Raw genomic sequence first — 17,815 nt, 5'->3', positions numbered from 1 at the left:
CCGCGCCTTCTCGCCAGCGGCTTGCCGTTTGGCGAGAAGACCACATGACGGATTGATGCGACGCCGCCGTTGAGATCGTGCCCCTGCCAGCAGGGGCGCCGGCCCGGATCGAATAGAAGAGCTACACATGTCCAAGCGCCATAGCGCCAAGTACAAGATCGATCGCCGCATGGGCGAGAACCTCTGGGGCCGGCCCAAGTCGCCGGTCAACCAGCGGTCCTACGGCCCCGGCCAGCACGGCCAGCGCCGCAAGCAGAAGGTTTCGGACTTCGGCCTGCAGCTGCGCGCCAAGCAAAAGCTGAAGGGCTACTACGGTAACCTGACCGAAAAGCAGTTCAGCCGCACCTATGAAGAAGCCGCGCGCCGCAAGGGCAACACGGCTGAAAACCTGGTCGGCCTGCTGGAGTCGCGCCTCGACGCCATCGTCTATCGCGCCAAGTTCGTGCCGACCCCGTTCGCCGCCCGCCAGTTCGTCAACCACGGCCACATCCTGGTCAACGACAAGCGCGTCAACATCGCCTCCTACCGCGTCAAGCCGGGCGACGTCGTCAGCGTCCGCGAAAAGTCGCGCAACATGGCCTTGGTCATCGAAGCTTTGGCCTCGGGCGAGCGCGATTTCTGCGAGTATGTCACCGTCGAAGCCAAGGCGATGAGCGCGACCTATGTCCGGATCCCGGAACTGTCGGAAGTGCCTTATCCGGTGAAGATGGAACCCAACCTCGTCGTCGAATTCTACGCCTCGTAAGACGCGTCGCCTTCGCAACGATCGGAAAGGCCCCGGGAAACCGGGGCCTTTTTCGTATCGGGTCGCGCCCTTGAAACCGGCGCCGCGCCTTCCCAGTTACAGCATGCGGGCCGGGCCCCTCTGGCGAGTGATGCAAGCACTCGTGATGTCGGACCGCATCGGGTGTTCTCGATGTCTGGGTCCGGTTGTCCCCCTCCCGCGTTCCGGATCAGCATCGAGAGCACCCGTTCCATCCACGGAACCAGGACCGCCCATGCCACTTCTGATGTGCCCCAATTGCGACGCCTCCATGCAGGCCGTGCAGCGCGCCACCGTCGAGTTCGACATGTGCCCCCAATGCCGGGGCGTTTGGCTGGACCGCGGCGAGCTGGAAAAGCTGATGGCCATGGAGCGGGGTGAGCCGCGTGTCGCCCAACCCCGCCTGCCCGATTACGACAGGCCCCGCGAGCCGCGCGACGACCGGCGCGATGACGACCGGCGCTACGACCAGGGCGGCCAGAGCAAGAAGAAGCGCTTCGACCTGTTCGACATCTTCGACTGATCCCGCGACAATCTGTCACCCCGCCTCGCCGAGGCGCGTGTCCTTAACCAGGCGACAAGGCGCACGGCGTTATCTGCTTGAAACGCCAAGGGGAAAGCCATGACCGTCACGCTTGAGAAGACCCAAACCACCAGCATGGTCGACGTGCTCGAAGCCCTGTCAGCGGAGATGTCGATCGCGGCGGTGTCGTGCGGCCACCTCGACGGCGCGCTGGGCCAGATCCTCGAGGAAGTGCCGATGGAGTCGCGGATGAAGGTGATGCAGGAGCTGCACATGGTCGACATGCTGGCTCAGCACATCACCGCCATCACCGACTTCACCGCTGGCCTGGCCCAATCCATGGCCGCCACGGGCGCGCCTGACGTCCACGGCTCGCTCTCGCGGATTACCTTGGGCGACGTGGCTAATCGCTTGCGCGAGAATTTGGCCAAAGGCCAAGCCTAAGGGGCCGCCACCGGCAGCACCGGATTATACTCCCACGTCCACGGCATCCCCACGTCGCCAAGCGCCGCCTTCACCAGGGGCGGGAAGAGCCGCGCCCCGACGCCGCTGTTGGTCAGCATGACGATGCAGCGCTGGCCGCGTTCGACACAGATCAGCTGATTGTCGGTGATGTCGTTGTGGCCGCCCTTGTACAAGGCGTGGCCTTGAGGGCCGTCGAACACCACCACGCCGATCCCGGCCGCCAGACCGATCTTCGCATTGTCTGGATTGTCGACGATCCGGAACGGTGGGAACTGGTGGGCGCCGACGATCGGGAAACTGGCCTTGGTTCGCTCGGCCCGCGCTTTCACCGACAAGCCTTTGCCCGAGACCATGGCGGCGGCCAGCTGCGCGAGATCGTGGATCGAGGTGTCCAGCGAGCCGGCGGCCTTCACGCTGCCCCGCATGTCATGGTCCTCGAACGACCCATCGGCCTTGTAGCCGTCGGCCAGGTTGCCGGCGAAGTCGTCGCGCCAGATCATGCTGCTGCGGGTCATGCCGAGGGGGGCGAAGATGCGTCGCTGCATCTCGTCGCCGACCTTCAGCCCGAGGCCCTCGTCGATGACGAATTGCATCAGGTTGATCCCCTCGCCGGAATAGGCGTAGCGCGTGCCAGGCTCCAGGTTGAACCGCAGCTTGTTGTCGGGGTCATAGACCCGCTGGTTGGCCAAGCCCGAGCTGTGGGTCAGCAGCATCCGCGGGGTGATCTTTTCCCAGCGCGGATCGCCGGCCAAGTCGGCGTAGCGCGGATAGTCGGGCAGCGGCTTTGGCAGATAGGTCTTTATCGGCGTGTCGAGATCGATCTTGCCGTCATCCACCAGCATCAGCACGTACTGCGCGAAGGCGGCTTTGCTGATCGAGGCGCCGTACATGATCGTTTCAGGCGTCAGGGGCAGCTTCTTCTCGACATTGCGAAAGCCCTGAGCCGAGACGTGCACGACCTTGCCGTGCTCGATCACCGCGAAGGCCAGGCCCGGGATCTTGCCCTGCCTCATCAGTTGGGCGGCCGTTGCATCCAGCGCCCCGTAGTGGGCGGCGAAGGCGGGCGAGGCAGCGGCCAGGGACAAGGCCACGGCGGCGATCGAAGCGATTTTACGGAGCACTCGGGTCCTCGTCGGTTGCGCGCGGCCAAGCCGTGGGCAAACTAGGGCGGAGTTTCTCTCTAATGCCAAGGCGTGCATGACCCTCGATCGACGCGGACTGCTGGCGACCGGGCTCCTGTTGGCCCTGGGCGGCTGCGCGGCGTCACGAGGAATCACCCTGGTGGCGGGCCCCACGGGCGAAACAGCCGAGCTGGAAGCGCTGGAGGCGATCACCGCCACTCGCGACGGCTTGGTTCTGCGCGTGACTTCCAGCGGCTGCACGCGCAAGGAGGATTTCACCTTTTACCTCGATCACGCAGCCTTGCCGCCGACGGTAGCCTTTGCCCGCAAGCGCGTGGATGGCTGCCACGAGGCGGCGGAGGCGGTCGAGCTTCGGTTTAGCTATGAGGAGCTTGGTGTCGTCAGGCGGGGGCGGTTGGCTGTGCTCAATCCCGTGACGCAACAATAGAGCATTTCCCGACCTGACTGCGTCAGGCCGTGAGCTCTAATCTTCTGTTTTGACGCATTTTTCTTCACGCGAACCGGAACCACTTCGCTCGAAAAATGCTCTAGCTCAGCCCTTCAGGTCGCCCACCCAGGTGTAGCCTGTGGCGGTCTTGTGGGGCAGCAGTTCGCGGCGGTAGTCGATCATGCCGGCGCGCCACCCAGCTCCATCCCGCCCGCTCTTCGGGCAAGGCCCAGGCGTCCCAATGGGCGATCGCCAGGTCCGGACCCAGGCCAGATAGACCACGTTGTTGACATGGCCATTGTTAACTATGCTGCGGGAAGGAACAGTTCCGGGCGCTAGGCCAATTTCTCGCTTCGACCCGTTGCGGACATTTCGACTATCCGTTTGAGCGGGTTTTCAGACACAGCCGCTATTGCGAGCGCTTCGCCACACGCGTAGGTCGCTCTTGGATTCCGCCGCCCACTCTGTGCTCCTCCCTAGGGAGAGCGCATTGCGCCGAGCGGGGACGGATCATGGGTAACCCAATAACCGATCGTCAGCTCGCTTGGTCCAGGCGGTGGGCCGAGATCGCGACCGGCTGTTTTTGCTATTTCATTGTGGTGCTTGTCCTTCTGCATGGTCTGCGGCCGGACTACACACCCGTAGACCACATGATCAGCGACTATGCGGTCGGACGTCTTGGCTGGGTGATGACGACGGCCTTCGTGGCGCTGGCCGTGGGCTGCCTGACGCTAGGAATAGGAATGGCCATGGCCGGTCCGAGATCCTTGCCGGGCCGTGCAGCGGTGCTGCTGCTGTGGGTCGCGACGGTGGGCCTATTGACGACGGCGACGTTTCCCACCGATCTTGAAACGGCGGCCACGACAATAACGGGCAACATCCACACCGCCAGCTTCCTGGTCAACGTGGTCAGCGTGATCCTGTGCTCGCTGCTTTTCGCCGTCAGCTTTCACCAGAGCGAGGAGTGGCGCGGCTATCGCTGGATCGGCCTGGCTCTGGCGATCGCCTTGCTCACGGCGTTCATCGCCCAGTTCCTGACCCTGCATCGAGGCGCGCCCTATGGACTGACGAACCGTCTCTTCGTCGCCGTGCTCATGAGCTGGTTCGTGGCGACCGCCATACGACTCCGCCGCGTCGCCATTCTGCGACAGGTGGCGTGACATTCAATGCGTCGTTGGGCGGTCCAACCGCCTACAAAGGGTGGTTCCTGCCCTTGATGGCGACCAGAATCGGCCTTGGTTTGGCCACCTCTGGCGCGGGGGCCAGTTTCTTTTTTCCACCCTTCAGAAGTTCGAAAGTCCGCTTCCGGGCTTGCGGCAGACGACAACGTCGCCTCAGCAAGCTATCGCCGACTGTGCAGTCAGCATTGTCTATTCAATACAGAGCGTTAGCCCGATCTGGCCAACTTGTGAATGTGTTGACAATTGTTGACGTGGCCATTGGCGTCGATCTCCGACGCCTTCGGTTCGAAGGTTAGCTGAAAGGCGTCGCCCGCCGGGACGAAGACCCGGCTCAAGCGCGCGCCCCGAAAGTGTGGGCGGTTTCGGGACAAGGGCGCGCGTTCGCTAAGAGAGGTGAGCCCGCCGAAGGCGGTCTCAAGCGGCGATCAGGCCTTGCTCTTCCATCAGGGTCTTCAATTCGCCCGACTGGAACATCTCGCGGACGATGTCGCTGCCGCCGACGAATTCGCCCTTGATGTAGAGCTGGGGAATGGTCGGCCAGTCGGTGAAGGCCTTGACGCCCGCCCGCAACTCGTCGTCCTGCAGCACGTCGACGCCGATGAACTCGACGCCCAGATGGTCGAGGATCTGCACGGTGATCGACGAGAAGCCGCAGCGCGGCTGATCCGGCACGCCCTTCATGAACAGCACGACGGGGTTTTCGGCCACGGTCTTGGCGATGAACGCCAGGGCGGGCGAGGCGGCGGCTTCGGCGGTGACGTCGGTCATGGGGGAAGATCCTTGGCGTAGCCTCTCAGCTAGGCGCCAGGGCGGTCCGGGTCAAGGGCGAGGGCGTTGCAACGATCGGGGACAGGCCCATGGGCCTGGCTCCGATCGTCAGGCCCGACGCTTGTTGCGTTCGGCTTCCTGGGCCGAAAAGCGGGCCATTTCGATCTGGGCCGAGCAGCCGGTCGGCAGGTCTCGCTCGGCGATGGCGGCCAGATCGGCCAGTTCGGCCGGCGTGCTGGCTGTGATCTGCACCGTGGCCAGCGAGGGCTCGGTGAGGGCGTAGGCCAGGCAGATCTGCTGCGGAGTCCAGCCGTGGGTGTCGTGCAGGAAGGCGTAGCCGCCCACATCGGCCAGCGGGTCGGTGCGGCGACGCCACAGCGACGGCTTTGGCAGGAAGGCCTTGCGATCGTCGCGCAGGGCGTGGGGCCAGAAGTCTAGCCCGACCACCGCGATCTCACGGCCCATGGCCGCGCGCACGCGATTGCGCTCCACCCAGCCCGAAGCCAGGTTGAACGGCGTGGCCATGGCCTCGAACAGCCCCGAGGCCACATAGGCGTCGAACTTGTCGCCCCCGCCGGCCACCGCCAGGGTGCCGACAAGCCGCGCGCTACGGACGGCCTTCAGGTGTTCCAGGGTCTCGGTCGGGAAATCATTGGCGTCCGGATCGTCGATCGTGGCGACGTCCAGATAGCCCAGGCCCGTGCGGTCCAGCGCCTGTTCGATCATGTCGTGGATCGCCTCGGCCTTCAACGCCCGGTCGCTCTGGGCGCGCAGCCGCCAGCCGATGAACAGCAGCCGCCGCTCGACCGTGGAGAAGGCTTCGGTCGCGCCTTCCATCAGGGCCGGCGACACGCCGTCGAACTCGAAGCTGTTGATGCCATTTTCCAGCGCCGCGAAGATCAGCTTGCGCCAGTCGTCGGCCTTAAGGCGCGGCTGGTCCTGGAGGCTCAGCGAGATCGCCGAGACCGCCACGCCCGCATTGCCGAAGGGTCGGTAGCGCACCGGGCTATTCCGGAGGCGCGGCGGTTTCGAGCGCCAGGGCGTGCAGCGCGCCGCCCAGCACATCGGCCAGGGCGCGGTTGACCATCTGGTGCTGCTTGACCCGGTTCAGGCCCCTGAAGGCCGGCGAGACGATGCGCGCCTTGTAGTGATCGCCGTCGCCCGCCAGGTCGGTCAGCACGATCTCCGCGTCGGGAAACGCGTCGTTGAGGCGGGCTTCGAGGTCGGCGGGGGACATGGGCACGGCGGAAGACTCCGAATCTCTGCGCCTTGGTTATGCCGCGTAAACCTTAAGAACGGGCGTACGATGGAAATGCGCGCTGGGCCGGAGCTGTCATTTCTCGACTGGCGATCCCGGACGACGCGCGGCATGAAGACGTGGTCACCGGGATGTCTCACATGCGTCACCACCTGATTTCCGTCGCCCTCCTAGCCGCGCTCTCGACCGCCAGTTACGCCACCGCTGCGCCCAATCCCGGCGTCCACGCCCTCGACGACGTCCGCATCCTCTCCGCCGACGACATGGAAGGCCGGGGCGTCGACACGCCGGGCGGGGCCAGGGCGCGGGCCTATATCGTCAAGCGGTTCGGCCAGATCGGGCTGAAGCCGCAGGGCGCGACGTTCGAGCAGCCGTTCACCTTCACCAGCCGGCTGGGAAAGATTCTGCACGGCGTCAACCTGGTGGCTCGCATCCAAGGCACGTCGAGCTCGGACAAGGTTCTGGTGGTCTCGGCCCATTACGACCACCTGGGGATCAAGAACGGCAAGATCTATAACGGCGCCGACGACAACGCCTCGGGCGTGGCGGGCCTGCTGGCGGTGGCCGAGGCGTTCAAGGCGCGGCCGCCGCGTCACACGGTGCTGATCGTCGCTTTCGATGGCGAGGAAAGCGGCCTCCGGGGCGCCAAGGCCTTCGTCGAGAAGCCGCCCGTGCCGCTGGACACGCTTGGTCTGGAGGTCAATTTCGACATGATCAGCAAGAACGCCGAGGGCGAACTCTATGTCAGTGGGGCTGGCCCGCAGCTCTGGCTGAAGGCGGTGCTGGAGCGCGTCGCCAAGTCCGCGCCGCTGACCCTGAAGCTTGGCCACGACACCGACGCCAACGGCAAGCACGACAACTGGACCGACCAGTCCGACCAGGGACCTTTCGCCGCCACCAAGGTCCCCTGGGTCTATTTCGGCGTCGAGGACCACGCCGAATACCACCAGCCCACCGACGATTTCGAGACCGTGCCGCGGGACTTCTTTCAGCACGCGGTGACGACGGTGGTGATGGCGACGCGCGCACTGGACGATGATCTGGACGCGATCAGCAAGGCGGCCGGGCGGTAGGTCGGTCGGCGCGTGACGCCCCCTCCGTCAGCTTCGCCGCCTCCTCCGCCGTTGCACGGGGGAGGAGAAAGATCATTCAGCTTCCTCCTCACCCGTGAAACGGGGAAGGCGGCGCGATGCGGATGCGCATCGTGACGGAGGAGGCGTCCTGGCGCGGCTTTCAAAAGAATTACATCCTTCGGCAGCCGCCGCCCGTAGCTCCGTCGCCTCGATCAGGGGCGAGGACCACCCGGAGCCCACCCCCATGAAGACGACCCTGCTGCTCGCCGCCGTCGGCGCGCTGACACTTTCGGCGGCCCCGACCTTCGCCCATGTCGCCGCCCAGATGAAGCCGACGCCGATGGCGCACGAGAAGACCGTCATGGTCGGCGGCGCCGCCATGTACCCGTCCAAAACCATCGTGCAGAACGCGCTGAACTCCAAGGATCACACCACCTTGGTCGCCGCCGTCAAGGCCGCCGGCTTGGTCGACACCCTGTCGGGCCCCGGTCCGTTCACGGTGTTCGCCCCCACCAACGCCGCCTTCGCCAAGCTGCCGGCCGGCACGGTCGAAACCCTGATCAAGCCCGAGAACAAGGCGACGCTGACCAAGATCCTGACCTATCACGTCGTTGCCGGTCGCATGACCGCCGCCAACCTGAAGGCCAATGCCAAGGCGCACGGCGGCAAGGCGATGCTGACCACCGTTCAGGGCGAAAAGCTCACGGTCAGCAAGGCCGGCAGGGGCTGGAAGGTCACCGACGCCAAGGGCGGCTCGGCGATGATCACGGTTCCCGACGTGATGCAGTCGAACGGCGTGATCCACGTGGTGGACACGGTCTTGATGCCGTAATGGGCGGCGTGTAGGGGGCGTCACTTGCCCCCTACGGATCGCTTCGCGATCGTCTTCCCCCAAAGGGGGAAGAGCTCGAACCATACGGTGCTCCGCCCCCCCCGTGGGGGTGGACAGACCGCGAGAGCGGTCAGGCGGGGGCAAGTGCGTGAGCCGTCAGAGCATTTTTCGAGCGAAGTGGTTCCGGTTCGCGTGAAGAAAAATGCGTAAAAACAAAAGATTAGAGCTCACGGCCTGACGCAGTCAGGTCGGGAAATGCTCTAGCCCGCCGTCTCGTCCACCTCTTCCGAGTCGTCTTCTTCCAGTCCGAACACCTCGTCGATGACCTCGACGATCTCCTCGAGGTCATCCAGCGTGACCTTCAGCTTCAGGGTCGTCTCGTCGTCGCCGGTGACGGTCAGGAAGATGCCGTCCTCGGTTTCCTCGAGAATGAACTCGTCCAGGTTGGCGATCGTGGTCATGGGGCCGTTCCTCGTTTTCGGGCAAGCGGCCAGGGCGGGGCTTTCGTTCCCGCCCAACCCTTACGCCTCCACCGAAAGATAGTCTCGCCCCACGCAGCATCGTGACGCCGAGCACGTCAGCCTGTTCGCCGACCCTGTAGCGTGGGGGCCGACAGCCCTATCAGACGCGACCGGTCCGCCATGACTGTGTGCTGCGCGATCTTGGTTGAGACTTCGCGCCGGTGCTCACCAGCGCCGCTGGCGTTCGGCAACCGACACTTCGCCGCCGAGGGTCTGACCAGCCAGATCGTCGAGCTAGCTAGGGCGCGGCGTCGATCTGTGTTTAGCTGGTCGAACGCCGTCATGGCGCGACAGGCCGGGACGCCGAACGCGGCGCTGAGGCCACGGCTTCGGGGGGAAGCGATGATCCTGACCTGGCTCTGGAAACTCGTGCAGTGGTTTCGGCGCGGTGACGATCCGCCAGCGCTGGAGGCGGCCCGGCCGCCCCTGCGATCGGCCGACGACCTTGGCTTCATCAATCAGTCCACCGACCAAAACAACGCCGATCCCGTGATCTTCGCCGGTCCGAATGATCCGCTCTCGCAACCCCTATCTTCCACTCACCCCGGCCAACGCCGGGACCCAAGCTGAGCCTGGCGGTTTCGCTCTGAGCCAACGGTGGACTCGGCTCGGGTCCGGGCTTTCACCGGGATGAACGGATTTGTGGGTTAGTCGACGCAGATCGTGCCGGTCGACTTGCCGGCCACGATCTTGGCGTAGCAACCGAACTGGACATTGGTTCTTTGGCACTGCCCGACGGTCGCGGCCTGGGACTCAGCGTTGCCGTCGGCGATGCACGAGCCTTGGCAATCGGCCTTGTCGGAACACATCTTGCCGGCGTCGGCATAGGGCAAGACGCAGGTCTGGCGCTGCATCCGGCCGACGGGCTGCATCGTTCCGCCGCGCGTCGAGCACGAGGCGTCGGCGCTTTGGGTGGCCCCCGTTTGCGAAGAAAGGGCCGGACCGGAGGCGGCGGGGGCGCAGGCGACCAGCAGCGACAGGGCCAGGCTGGCCGCGGCGAGGATCGAGAACTCACGCATGGGGTGTTTTCCTTAGGCGGGGGCGTTCATGAAGCCCGGCATCCAGGCCTCGTGGGCCGCGCGCAGGGTCTCAATGGGAATGCTGAAAAGGTCGCTCGAAGCGAAGGCGTCGCCGCCGGCCACGCCGGCCAGGTTGGCGTGGACGCCCGCTTCCTTGGCCGCCAGCAGCAGGCCGTCCGGATCGGGCGTGGCGACCAGATAGCGGGCCTGGTCCTCGCCGAACAGGTAGGGATGGGCGTGGGCGTGGCTGGCGGCGTTGAGCGTGATCCCGACCTTGCTGGCCAGGGCCACGTCGGCGGCGGCGATCAACAGGCCGCCGTCCGACAGGTCGTGCAGACCCGCTACCAGGCCGGTGGGGATCAGGCCTCGGACGAAGTCGCCGTTCTTGCGCTCCAGAGCCAGGTCGACGGGCGGCGGGGCGCCATCCTCGCGGCCGAGGATTTCGCGCAGATAGATCGAGGCGCCCAGTTCACCGTGGGTCTCGCCAATGAGCACCAGCGTGTCGCCCTCGGCCACGTTGCCGAAGCCCATGCGCAGATCGTAGTCATCGAGCAGGCCGACGCCGCCGACCGTTGGGGTCGGCGGAATGGCGACGCCGTTGGTCTCGTTGTAGAGGCTGACATTGCCGCTCACGACAGGGAAATCCAGCGCCCGGCAGGCCTCGGCCATGCCGTCGGTGGCGCGGACGATCTGGCCCATGGTTTCGGGCTTTTCGGGGCTGCCGAAGTTGAGGTTGTCGGTGATGGCGATCGGCGTCGCGCCGGCGGCCGTCAGGTTGCGCCAGGCCTCGGCCACGGCCTGCTTGCCGCCCTCATAGGGGTCGTTCTGGACATAGCGCGGGGTGACGTCGCTGGTCACGGCGATGGCCTTGCCCTTGCCGTGAATGCGCACGATGCCAGCGTCGCAGCCGGTGGCGCTGTCTTCCAGGGTGTCGGCCATCACGTGGCGGTCATACTGTTCCCACAGCCAGCGCTTGGAGGCCATGTCGGGGCTGCCGACCACTTTCAGCACAGCGGCGGTCCAGTCGGCGGGGGCGGGGATCTGGCCGGGGTCGAGGCGCGGATGTAGGGCCGGTTGCACCCAGGGTCGGTCATAGAGCGGGGCGTCGTCGAACAGCGGGGCCAGGGGCACGTCGCAGACCGTCTCGCCGTGGTGCTTCAGCACCAGGCGGCCGGTGTCGGTGGTGACACCGATGACGGCGGCGTCCAGGCCCCATTTCTCGAAGATGGCGTGGCCTTCGTGCTCGCGGCCGGGCTTGAGCACCGCCAGCATGCGCTCCTGGCTTTCCGACAGCATCATCTCATAGGCGCTCATGCCGGTCTCGCGTTGCGGGACCATGTCCATGTTCAGCTCGATGCCGACCCCGCCCTTGCCGGCCATCTCGACCGAGGAGGAGGTCAGGCCCGCCGCGCCCATGTCCTGGATGGCGGCGACGGCGCCCGTGGCCATCAGCTCCAGAGTGGCCTCGATCAGCAGCTTCTCGGCGAAGGGGTCGCCGACCTGGACGGTGGGGCGCTTCTCCTCGGAGTCCTCCGAGAACTCGGCCGACGACATGGTCGCGCCGTGGATACCGTCGCGGCCGGTCTTGGAGCCGAAATAGACCACTGAGAGGCCCGCGCCCGGCGCCGCCGAATAGAAGATCTTGTCGGCGTCGGCCAGGCCCACGCACATCGCGTTGACCAGGATGTTGCCGTTATAGCCCGCGTGGAAATTGGTCTCGCCGGCGACCGTGGGCACGCCGACGCAATTGCCGTAGCCGGCGATGCCGGCGACAACACCTTCGACCAAGCGCTTGGTCTTCGGGTGACTGGGATCACCGAACCGCAGGGCGTTGAGCAAGGCGATCGGCCGCGCTCCCATCGTGAAGACGTCGCGCATGATGCCGCCCACGCCTGTCGCCGCGCCCTGATAAGGCTCGATGTAGGAGGGGTGGTTGTGGCTCTCCATCTTGAAGATGATGGCGTCGCCGTCGCCAATGTCGATGACGCCGGCGTTTTCGCCGGGCCCGCAGATCACCCGCGGGCCGGTGATCGGGAACTTCTTCAGCTGGTTCTTCGACGACTTGTAGGAGCAGTGCTCGGACCACATCACCGAGAACACCCCCAGCTCGACCAAGTTGGGCTCGCGACCCAGGCGGTCGAGGACGACGGCGTACTCCTCCGCGTTGAGGCCAAATTCGCGGGCCGTGTCGGCCATGGACTTCTGGAAGGCGGGCGAGGTGCTCATGGGCGGGCCTTCTAGCGTGGACCGGCGGATTCCGCCATATTCTAGAAACATCAAGGGCGGTTCTAGAATGGGCATTAGCATCAAGAGGGTGGAGACCGAAGACCTTGCTCGCCAGGTCGCCGTTATCACAGGGGAAAGTTTGACCGAAGCGATCCATCAGGCGTTGGTGGAGAAGGTGGCGCGGCTTTCAACGCCCTATGCCCTGTCGGCCGCCGAGGAGGCCGCCAAGCTGGCATTCTTCGCTGAACTCGACGCGCGCCCCATTCTCGACCCTCGCGACTGGCGTGAGATCGAGGCTGAGCTTTACGACGAGAACGGTCAACCGATCGGATGATCGTCGACACCTCAGCCCTGTTGGCCATCGCCCTGCGCGAACCGGAGCGCGACACCTTCTATGTGTTGCTTCTCCGCGCCAAGCGTCGCCGGATGTCGGCGGCGTCCTATGTCGAGGCGGCCGAGGTCTATATGCGGCGAACCAGCGTTTCGACGGGCATCGCGCTGTTGAATCGCGACCTGGCTCAGCTGCGGATCGAGATCGTCGCCGTGACGGCGGAGCAGGCCTATGCCGCAGCCGAGGCGCGGCGAACTTACGGCAAGGGCCGGCACGACGCCGACCTGAACTACGGCGACAGTTTTACCTACGCCCTCGCCAAGTCCCTGGACGAGCCCCTGTTGTTCAAGGGAAATGACTTCATCCATACCGACGTGAAGCGAGCCGCTCCATGATCTCCCGCCGCCATTTGCTCGCGCTCACCGCGGCCCTGCCGCTGACGGCCGCCGGCGCTGCCCCCGTCCGGGTGCAAATGGTCACCGATCTGGGGCCGATCGTCATCGAACTGTATCCGGCCAAGGCGCCGATCACCGTGGCCAATTTCCTGGCCTATGCCGACCAGCATCTGCTGGACGGCGGCGCCTTCTACCGAACGGTCTCGCCGAAGAACGACAACAACCCCGCCACCATCAGGGTCATCCAGGGCGGGCTGAACCGCGACGACAGCCCGCTGCCGGCCATCGCCCACGAGACCACCAAGGTCACGGGGATTCTGCACACCGACGGGGTGATCTCGATGGCGCGAGGCGCGCCGGGCACGGCGGGCTCGGAATTCTTCATCTGCCTGGGCGACAATCCGGCCCTGGATTTCGGCGGCGCCCGCAACAAGGACGGCCAGGGGTTCGCGGCCTTCGGCAAGGTGGTCGAGGGCATGGATGTGGTTCGCAAGATCCATGACGCGCCGACCGTGACCAAGGCCGACGATCCCTACATGAAGGGCCAGATCCTCGATCAACCAGTGAAGATCAAGAGCTTGAGCCGGCGTTGAGCCTGTCCCCCTGTGGGGGAGGATCTGAGCCCTACTTCCCCACCACCGGCAGTTCCACGAAGCTGGCCTTGCCCGGCGCGTGGAACACCGTCTCCGTCGCCTTCTGGTAATCGGCCGGCTTGGCCAGGAAGATGTTGGGTACGAAGGTCTGCGGGTTGCGGTCGTAGAGCGGGAACCAGCTGGACTGCACCTGGACCATGATCCGATGGCCGGGCAGGAACACGTGGTTGGCGTTGGGCAGGGCGAAGCGGTAGCCCAGCGGCGCATTGGCCTTGATCGGCTTGGCCTGGGCGAAGCCCTCTCGATAGCGGCCCCGAAGGATGTCCATCGCCACAGGCAGTTGATAGCCGCCCATCGTTGGATCGCCGGGGACCTCGTCGGGATAGACGTCGATCAGCTTGACCACCCAATCGCCGTCGGTCCCGCTGGTCGCCGCGGTGAGGTTGACGATCGGCTCGCCACTGATCTTCAGCGGCGCGGTCAGCACATTGGTTGTGTAGGTCAGCACGTCAGTGCGGCCCGAGGCCTCGCGCTGGTCATCGACTAGCCATTGCGTCCAGGTCAGGGGCGGGACATAGCCGGTCGGCTGGCTGGGGCGAGCACGATAGGGCACTGGCTTGGCCGGGTCGGAAACATAGGCGTCGCTGGTCGCCTCGCCGGCGGCCTCTCGGGCCTGGGGCGCGACGAAGTCGGCCTTGAAGCCCGCGTGGAGATAGAGCGGGGTGGGGGTGATCGCGCAACCCTTGGCGCAGCCCGAGGGCCAGGCTTCCAGCTTGCGCCAGCGGTTGGTCCCGGTCTCGTAGGCGGTGACGGGCGCGACGTCCATGGCCGGGGCGTCGTCCTTCAGATAGTGGGCCAGGAACGGGCCCAGCACGTCCTGACGGAACTCCAGGGCGGTGTCGGCGCCAAACTTGATCGCGCCCAGACTGGCGGCGTCGTGGATCTGCTGGCCATGGTTCCAGGGCCCCAGCACCAGGAACACCTTGTCATTGGCGGTGTCCTTGGGCTCGATCGCCTTGTAGACAGCGGCCGCTCCGTAGATGTCCTCCTGGTCCCAGAGGCCAGCGACCACCATCACCGGCACCTTCAGCGGCTCCTTGCCCAGCAGCTTGTCGACCGCCTGGTCGCTCCAGAAGGCGTCATAGTCCGGGTGGGCCAGAATCTTGCGCCAGAAGCCGGTCTGTTCCAGCCCCATCTGCGACCCCAGCGCCCCGGCCGAGCCGGCCCGCATGAAGAGGTCGTAGTCGTCATGCACGCCCGAGGCCCACTTCTCCTCGTTCTTCCGGCTGCCGACCTGCTCGTAGATATAGGGCATGTTCTGTTGGCGGAAGGCGCCGTTGTGAAACCAGTCGTCGCCCATCCAGCCATCGACCATCGGGTTCATCGGCACGGCGACCTTCAGGGCCGGGTGCGGATTGAACAATGCTTCCAGGGTGGTGAAGCCGTCGTAGGAGATGCCCAGGATTCCAACCTTGCCATTGGTCTCGGGGATGTTCTTGACCAGCCAGTCGATGGTGTCCCAGGTGTCGGTGGCGTGGTCGACCTGCGTCGGGTTTTGCGGCCCCTTCAGTGGCCGGTTCATCACATAGTCGCCTTCCGAGCCGTGCTTGCCACGAACGTCCTGGACGACGCGGATGTAGCCGCCCTCGATCACCACATCGACCGGGTGGTCGTAACCGTCGATAGCGTCGGCCAGGTGGGTGGTGGCGTTGATCGAGGTCATCGCCGTGGCGTCATAGGGGGTGCGGGTCAGCAGGATCGGCGCGCGCTTGACGCCCTTGGGCACGAGGATGACGGTGTGCAGCTTCACCCCGTCGCGCATCGGGATCATCACGTCGCGCCGCTCGTAGTCGAGACGATCCGTGGCGAGCTTGAAGACGTCGGGGGTCTCGCTGGGCAGGCTGCCTGGAGCCACGGTCTGCGCGAAGCTGGCTCCGGCCAGCAGCAGGCTCGCGGTCGCGAGTAACAGAATCGTTTTCATGTGAATCCCCCAGCAGCCAACCTTGCGGAGAGGATCGCACGCTCTCTTCCCCCGTGAAACCAGGAAGGAGGCGCGATGCGACTACGCATCGTGACGGAGGGGGCGTTCCAGCGCCGAGCTTTTTGGGACCGGATAAGCCGCAAGGCCCCCTCCGTCACGCCGCCTATCGGCGCCGCGCCACCTCCCCCGCTATGTGGGGCAGGAGAAGATTCAGATCAGGCGCTGGCGAACACGCTGCGGAAGAGAAGGGCGCCGTCGGCCGAGCCGAGGTCGGGGTCGAACGACCGGTCGGGATGGGGCATCAGGCCCAGCACATTGCCGCCGGCGTTGACGATGCCAGCGATGGCGCGGGCCGAGCCGTTGGGATTGTCCTTGTAGCGGAACACCACCTGGCCCTCGCCCTCGAGGCGGTCCAGGGTATCCTCGTCGGCGAAGAAGTTGCCCTCGCCGTTGCCGACCGTCATCACCGCCTCGCGCTGCTCACCATATTCGGCGGTGAAGCGGGTCTGGCCGTTAACGATATCGAGCTCGACCGGCTTGCAGATATATTTCAGCTTCTCGTTGCGCAGAAAGGCGCCGGGCAGCAGGCCCGCCTCGCACAGCACCTGGAAGCCGTTGCAGATCCCGACCACGGCGACGCCGTTGCTGGCGGCCTTGACCACTTCCTTCATGACCGGGCTCTGGGCCGCCATGGCTCCGCAGCGCAGATAGTCACCGTATGAGAAGCCGCCGGGCAGGACGATCAGGTCCAGGTCGTCCGGCAGGGCCGTCTCCTGGTGCCAGACCATCTCGACGCGGGCGCCGGCGGAGCGCTCGATGGCGACCTTGCAGTCACGATCGCAATTGGAACCGGGGAAGACAACGACGGCGGCTTTCATGGCGCGGGCCTGTAGCATCGTTCGCGTGGGTTGTCAGCGCCCGTTCGGTGGCCGACGCCCCCTCCGTCGGGCTACGCCCGCCATCTCCCCCGTTTCACGAGGGAGGAGAAGGTCAGCTTTCCTAACCCGCGCGGCGGGGGAGGTGGTGCGATGCGAATACGCATCGTGACGGAGGGGGCGTCCGGGCGGCTGCGAACGCCTGCTACGCGCACTTGTCCAGCACCGGCTCCACCGGCGCCGCGTCGGGCGAGGGGAACGGGATCTTGAACGTGAAGGCGTCGGCCGTCGGGCCGTGCTGTTCCAGCAGCGCCAGGCGCGACTTGGCCTCATCGATGGTCGGATGGTGACCGGCCGGCGCCCACCACAGCACCATGAAGACGTCCATGCGCTCGAACCATTCCGCGCGGCGGCGCATGATCTGCAAATGGTCGCCGCGATAGACAAAGGCGCCTAGCGACTGGATGTCGATCCAGACCGACATGTTGATGGCGATCATCGGGTCTTCGTAGGGCTGCAGATCGACGGCGCTGTTGCCCTCGCCCTTCAATCGCCAGACAAAGCCGGGCGAGGCCTCGGCCAAGGCGTTCACCCGGTCGAGGCTGTCGACAAAGTCCTTGATCGTCGGGTCGTCGATCGGCGCCCGAAGGCGGGCGATATTGACCTCCGCCAGTTGCCAGTCCGCGCTCATGCTGTCGCTCCCATCAGCCTGTGGCAAGAGGATGGGGGCGATGGTCTAGCTTCGCTAGGGTATCAGTGTTCGTCGACTGAAAATGCCGTCTCGCTGGTCACCATGCGCGCCTCGGCCGCGCCCATCGGCACCGTCGCGGGCCAGCGGGCGCCCAGCAGCCGGTCCTTGGCTAGACGTGCGACGCTGACGCTGTCGGACTGGTTGCCGCCCAAGACGAAGAAACTGGTGGCGTCCTCGCCGACATAGAATGCGACATGGCCCAGGAAGCCGCCCGGCGAGACTCGCCAGAACACCAGCACAGCCCCGGGCTGGGGCGTGCAGGGCGCGCCGAACTTCAGCCAGTTGCGCGCGCCCAGCACATTGGTCGACAAGGGTTCGGCGTCTTGCCGCTAAGCGCGACCTAGCCGAAGTTGATCGCGTAACTCTCGATCACGGTATTGGCCAGCAGCTTGTCGCACATGGCCTTGACCTCGGCCTCGGCCTTGGCCGGGTCGGTCTCGGTGACGTCGAACTCGATGGTGCGGCCGACCCGTACGCCCGACACATCGGCCCAGCCCAGGCCGTGCAGCGCGGCTTCGACGGCCTTGCCTTGGACGTCGAGGACGCCGGGCTTGAGGAACACTTGGACCTTGGCTTTCATGTCTTTCCTGACCTTTTCACTCTCTCCCGGAGGGGAGAGGGAGGGACCCATGCGCGCAGCATGGGAGGGTGAGGGGTGAAGGCGTCAGACGGCGTGCCGGCACGACGGGAA

The 17,815-nt window shown here is 65.6% G+C and carries 23 protein-coding genes and 1 pseudogene; 11 read left to right on the top strand and 13 right to left on the bottom strand.

Annotation, left to right across the window (positions count from 1 at the left end; genetic code table 11):
- Nucleotides 1-127: 127 nt before the first annotated feature.
- The 3 genes from rpsD (at nucleotide 128) to ACP696_RS17560 (ending at nucleotide 1,730) form a co-directional block, all read left to right on the top strand.
- The gene (rpsD, locus tag ACP696_RS17570; protein ID WP_426013945.1) at nucleotides 128-745 is read left to right on the top strand and encodes a 30S ribosomal protein S4; all 618 of its coding nucleotides are present in this window, start codon (nucleotides 128-130) and stop codon (nucleotides 743-745) included.
- Between the two features lie 253 nt (nucleotides 746-998).
- On the top strand, nucleotides 999-1,286 hold the full coding sequence (locus ACP696_RS17565; RefSeq protein ID WP_426013943.1) for a zf-TFIIB domain-containing protein: 288 nt from the start codon (nucleotides 999-1,001) through the stop codon (nucleotides 1,284-1,286).
- Nucleotides 1,287-1,385: 99 nt separating this feature from the next.
- The gene (locus tag ACP696_RS17560) at nucleotides 1,386-1,730 is read left to right on the top strand and encodes a hypothetical protein (protein ID WP_426013941.1); all 345 of its coding nucleotides are present in this window, start codon (nucleotides 1,386-1,388) and stop codon (nucleotides 1,728-1,730) included.
- On the opposite strand, the gene ACP696_RS17555 is transcribed toward ACP696_RS17560, so the two are convergent.
- The gene (locus ACP696_RS17555; protein WP_426013939.1) at nucleotides 1,727-2,872 is read right to left on the bottom strand and encodes a serine hydrolase domain-containing protein; all 1,146 of its coding nucleotides are present in this window, start codon (nucleotides 2,870-2,872) and stop codon (nucleotides 1,727-1,729) included. The genes ACP696_RS17560 and ACP696_RS17555 overlap by 4 nt on opposite strands.
- Before the next feature lie 76 nt (nucleotides 2,873-2,948).
- On the opposite strand from ACP696_RS17555, the gene ACP696_RS17550 reads away from it, so the two are divergent.
- Nucleotides 2,949-3,320 carry a hypothetical protein gene (locus ACP696_RS17550; protein ID WP_426013937.1) on the top strand — a complete coding sequence of 124 codons (372 nt, stop codon included), beginning with the start codon at nucleotides 2,949-2,951 and terminating at the stop codon, nucleotides 3,318-3,320.
- Between the two features lie 108 nt (nucleotides 3,321-3,428).
- Here ACP696_RS17550 and ACP696_RS17545 read toward each other — a convergent pair.
- Nucleotides 3,429-3,665, bottom strand: a pseudogene (locus ACP696_RS17545) (thioesterase family protein); the annotation flags it as partial.
- Between the two features lie 167 nt (nucleotides 3,666-3,832).
- Between ACP696_RS17545 and ACP696_RS17540 the strand changes: the two are divergent.
- The gene (locus ACP696_RS17540; RefSeq protein WP_426013935.1) at nucleotides 3,833-4,480 is read left to right on the top strand and encodes a DUF998 domain-containing protein; all 648 of its coding nucleotides are present in this window, start codon (nucleotides 3,833-3,835) and stop codon (nucleotides 4,478-4,480) included.
- Between the two features lie 435 nt (nucleotides 4,481-4,915).
- Here ACP696_RS17540 and grxD read toward each other — a convergent pair whose 3' ends face one another.
- From grxD to ACP696_RS17525, 3 genes are all read right to left on the bottom strand, one after another.
- On the bottom strand, nucleotides 4,916-5,269 hold the full coding sequence (gene grxD / locus ACP696_RS17535) for a Grx4 family monothiol glutaredoxin (RefSeq protein WP_426013934.1): 354 nt from the start codon (nucleotides 5,267-5,269) through the stop codon (nucleotides 4,916-4,918).
- A gap of 108 nt (nucleotides 5,270-5,377) precedes the next feature.
- On the bottom strand, nucleotides 5,378-6,271 hold the full coding sequence (locus ACP696_RS17530) for an aldo/keto reductase (protein WP_426013933.1): 894 nt from the start codon (nucleotides 6,269-6,271) through the stop codon (nucleotides 5,378-5,380).
- Between the two features lie 4 nt (nucleotides 6,272-6,275).
- Nucleotides 6,276-6,512 carry a BolA family protein gene (locus ACP696_RS17525; RefSeq protein ID WP_426013931.1) on the bottom strand — a complete coding sequence of 79 codons (237 nt, stop codon included), beginning with the start codon at nucleotides 6,510-6,512 and terminating at the stop codon, nucleotides 6,276-6,278.
- A 155-nt stretch (nucleotides 6,513-6,667) separates the two neighbouring features.
- On the opposite strand from ACP696_RS17525, the gene ACP696_RS17520 reads away from it, so the two are divergent.
- On the top strand, nucleotides 6,668-7,600 hold the full coding sequence (locus tag ACP696_RS17520) for a M20/M25/M40 family metallo-hydrolase (protein WP_426013929.1): 933 nt from the start codon (nucleotides 6,668-6,670) through the stop codon (nucleotides 7,598-7,600).
- Between the two features lie 244 nt (nucleotides 7,601-7,844).
- Nucleotides 7,845-8,432 (top strand): fasciclin domain-containing protein, encoded by a 588-nt coding sequence (locus tag ACP696_RS17515; protein ID WP_426013928.1) that lies wholly within the window; start codon nucleotides 7,845-7,847, stop codon nucleotides 8,430-8,432.
- 260 nt (nucleotides 8,433-8,692) lie between these two features.
- On the opposite strand, the gene ACP696_RS17510 is transcribed toward ACP696_RS17515, so the two are convergent.
- A complete protein-coding gene (locus tag ACP696_RS17510; protein ID WP_426013927.1) occupies nucleotides 8,693-8,893 on the bottom strand; it encodes a hypothetical protein in 201 nt (66 codons plus the stop codon).
- 402 nt (nucleotides 8,894-9,295) lie between these two features.
- On the opposite strand from ACP696_RS17510, the gene ACP696_RS17505 reads away from it, so the two are divergent.
- On the top strand, nucleotides 9,296-9,523 hold the full coding sequence (locus ACP696_RS17505; protein ID WP_426013925.1) for a hypothetical protein: 228 nt from the start codon (nucleotides 9,296-9,298) through the stop codon (nucleotides 9,521-9,523).
- A gap of 77 nt (nucleotides 9,524-9,600) precedes the next feature.
- Here ACP696_RS17505 and ACP696_RS17500 read toward each other — a convergent pair whose 3' ends face one another.
- Nucleotides 9,601-9,972, bottom strand: a complete 372-nt coding sequence (locus ACP696_RS17500; RefSeq protein WP_426044104.1) for a hypothetical protein — start codon at nucleotides 9,970-9,972, stop codon at nucleotides 9,601-9,603.
- 12 nt (nucleotides 9,973-9,984) lie between these two features.
- Nucleotides 9,985-12,198 carry a phosphoribosylformylglycinamidine synthase subunit PurL gene (purL, locus tag ACP696_RS17495; RefSeq protein ID WP_426044103.1) on the bottom strand — a complete coding sequence of 738 codons (2,214 nt, stop codon included), beginning with the start codon at nucleotides 12,196-12,198 and terminating at the stop codon, nucleotides 9,985-9,987.
- 67 nt (nucleotides 12,199-12,265) lie between these two features.
- Between purL and ACP696_RS17490 the strand changes: the two genes are divergently transcribed.
- Genes ACP696_RS17490 through ACP696_RS17480 form a run of 3 tightly spaced genes read left to right on the top strand, consistent with a single transcriptional unit; the run spans nucleotide 12,266 to nucleotide 13,517 of the window.
- The gene (locus ACP696_RS17490) at nucleotides 12,266-12,532 is read left to right on the top strand and encodes a type II toxin-antitoxin system VapB family antitoxin (protein ID WP_426013919.1); all 267 of its coding nucleotides are present in this window, start codon (nucleotides 12,266-12,268) and stop codon (nucleotides 12,530-12,532) included.
- The gene (locus tag ACP696_RS17485) at nucleotides 12,529-12,924 is read left to right on the top strand and encodes a type II toxin-antitoxin system VapC family toxin (protein ID WP_426032258.1); all 396 of its coding nucleotides are present in this window, start codon (nucleotides 12,529-12,531) and stop codon (nucleotides 12,922-12,924) included. The genes ACP696_RS17490 and ACP696_RS17485 overlap by 4 nt, the downstream gene beginning before the upstream one ends.
- The gene (locus ACP696_RS17480) at nucleotides 12,921-13,517 is read left to right on the top strand and encodes a peptidylprolyl isomerase (RefSeq protein WP_426044102.1); all 597 of its coding nucleotides are present in this window, start codon (nucleotides 12,921-12,923) and stop codon (nucleotides 13,515-13,517) included. Before ACP696_RS17485 ends, ACP696_RS17480 begins: the two co-directional genes overlap by 4 nt.
- A 31-nt stretch (nucleotides 13,518-13,548) precedes the next feature.
- Here the strand turns inward: ACP696_RS17480 and ACP696_RS17475 are convergent, their stop codons facing one another.
- The 5 genes from ACP696_RS17475 to purS all read right to left on the bottom strand — a co-directional run bounded on the left by ACP696_RS17475 (nucleotide 13,549) and on the right by purS (nucleotide 17,704).
- Nucleotides 13,549-15,498 carry a CocE/NonD family hydrolase gene (locus ACP696_RS17475; RefSeq protein WP_426044101.1) on the bottom strand — a complete coding sequence of 650 codons (1,950 nt, stop codon included), beginning with the start codon at nucleotides 15,496-15,498 and terminating at the stop codon, nucleotides 13,549-13,551.
- Nucleotides 15,499-15,713: 215 nt separating this feature from the next.
- Nucleotides 15,714-16,376, bottom strand: coding sequence for a phosphoribosylformylglycinamidine synthase subunit PurQ (purQ, locus tag ACP696_RS17470; RefSeq protein ID WP_426013913.1), 663 nt, complete (start codon nucleotides 16,374-16,376; stop codon nucleotides 15,714-15,716).
- 202 nt (nucleotides 16,377-16,578) lie between these two features.
- Nucleotides 16,579-17,064 carry a DUF3291 domain-containing protein gene (locus ACP696_RS17465; RefSeq protein WP_426013911.1) on the bottom strand — a complete coding sequence of 162 codons (486 nt, stop codon included), beginning with the start codon at nucleotides 17,062-17,064 and terminating at the stop codon, nucleotides 16,579-16,581.
- Between the two features lie 62 nt (nucleotides 17,065-17,126).
- Nucleotides 17,127-17,435, bottom strand: a complete 309-nt coding sequence (locus tag ACP696_RS17460) for a hypothetical protein (RefSeq protein ID WP_426013910.1) — start codon at nucleotides 17,433-17,435, stop codon at nucleotides 17,127-17,129.
- Nucleotides 17,436-17,464: 29 nt separating this feature from the next.
- Nucleotides 17,465-17,704: a phosphoribosylformylglycinamidine synthase subunit PurS gene (gene purS / locus ACP696_RS17455; protein ID WP_426013908.1), complete on the bottom strand. Its 240-nt coding sequence runs from the start codon at nucleotides 17,702-17,704 to the stop codon at nucleotides 17,465-17,467.
- Nucleotides 17,705-17,815 lie beyond the last annotated feature (111 nt).

Origin of the sequence: Caulobacter sp. DWR3-1-2, assembly GCF_049896225.1 — a bacterium.
GTDB lineage: Bacteria > Pseudomonadota > Alphaproteobacteria > Caulobacterales > Caulobacteraceae > Caulobacter.
Note: the sequence above shows the minus strand (reverse complement) of the source record. Positions and strands in the feature narration are given on the sequence as shown.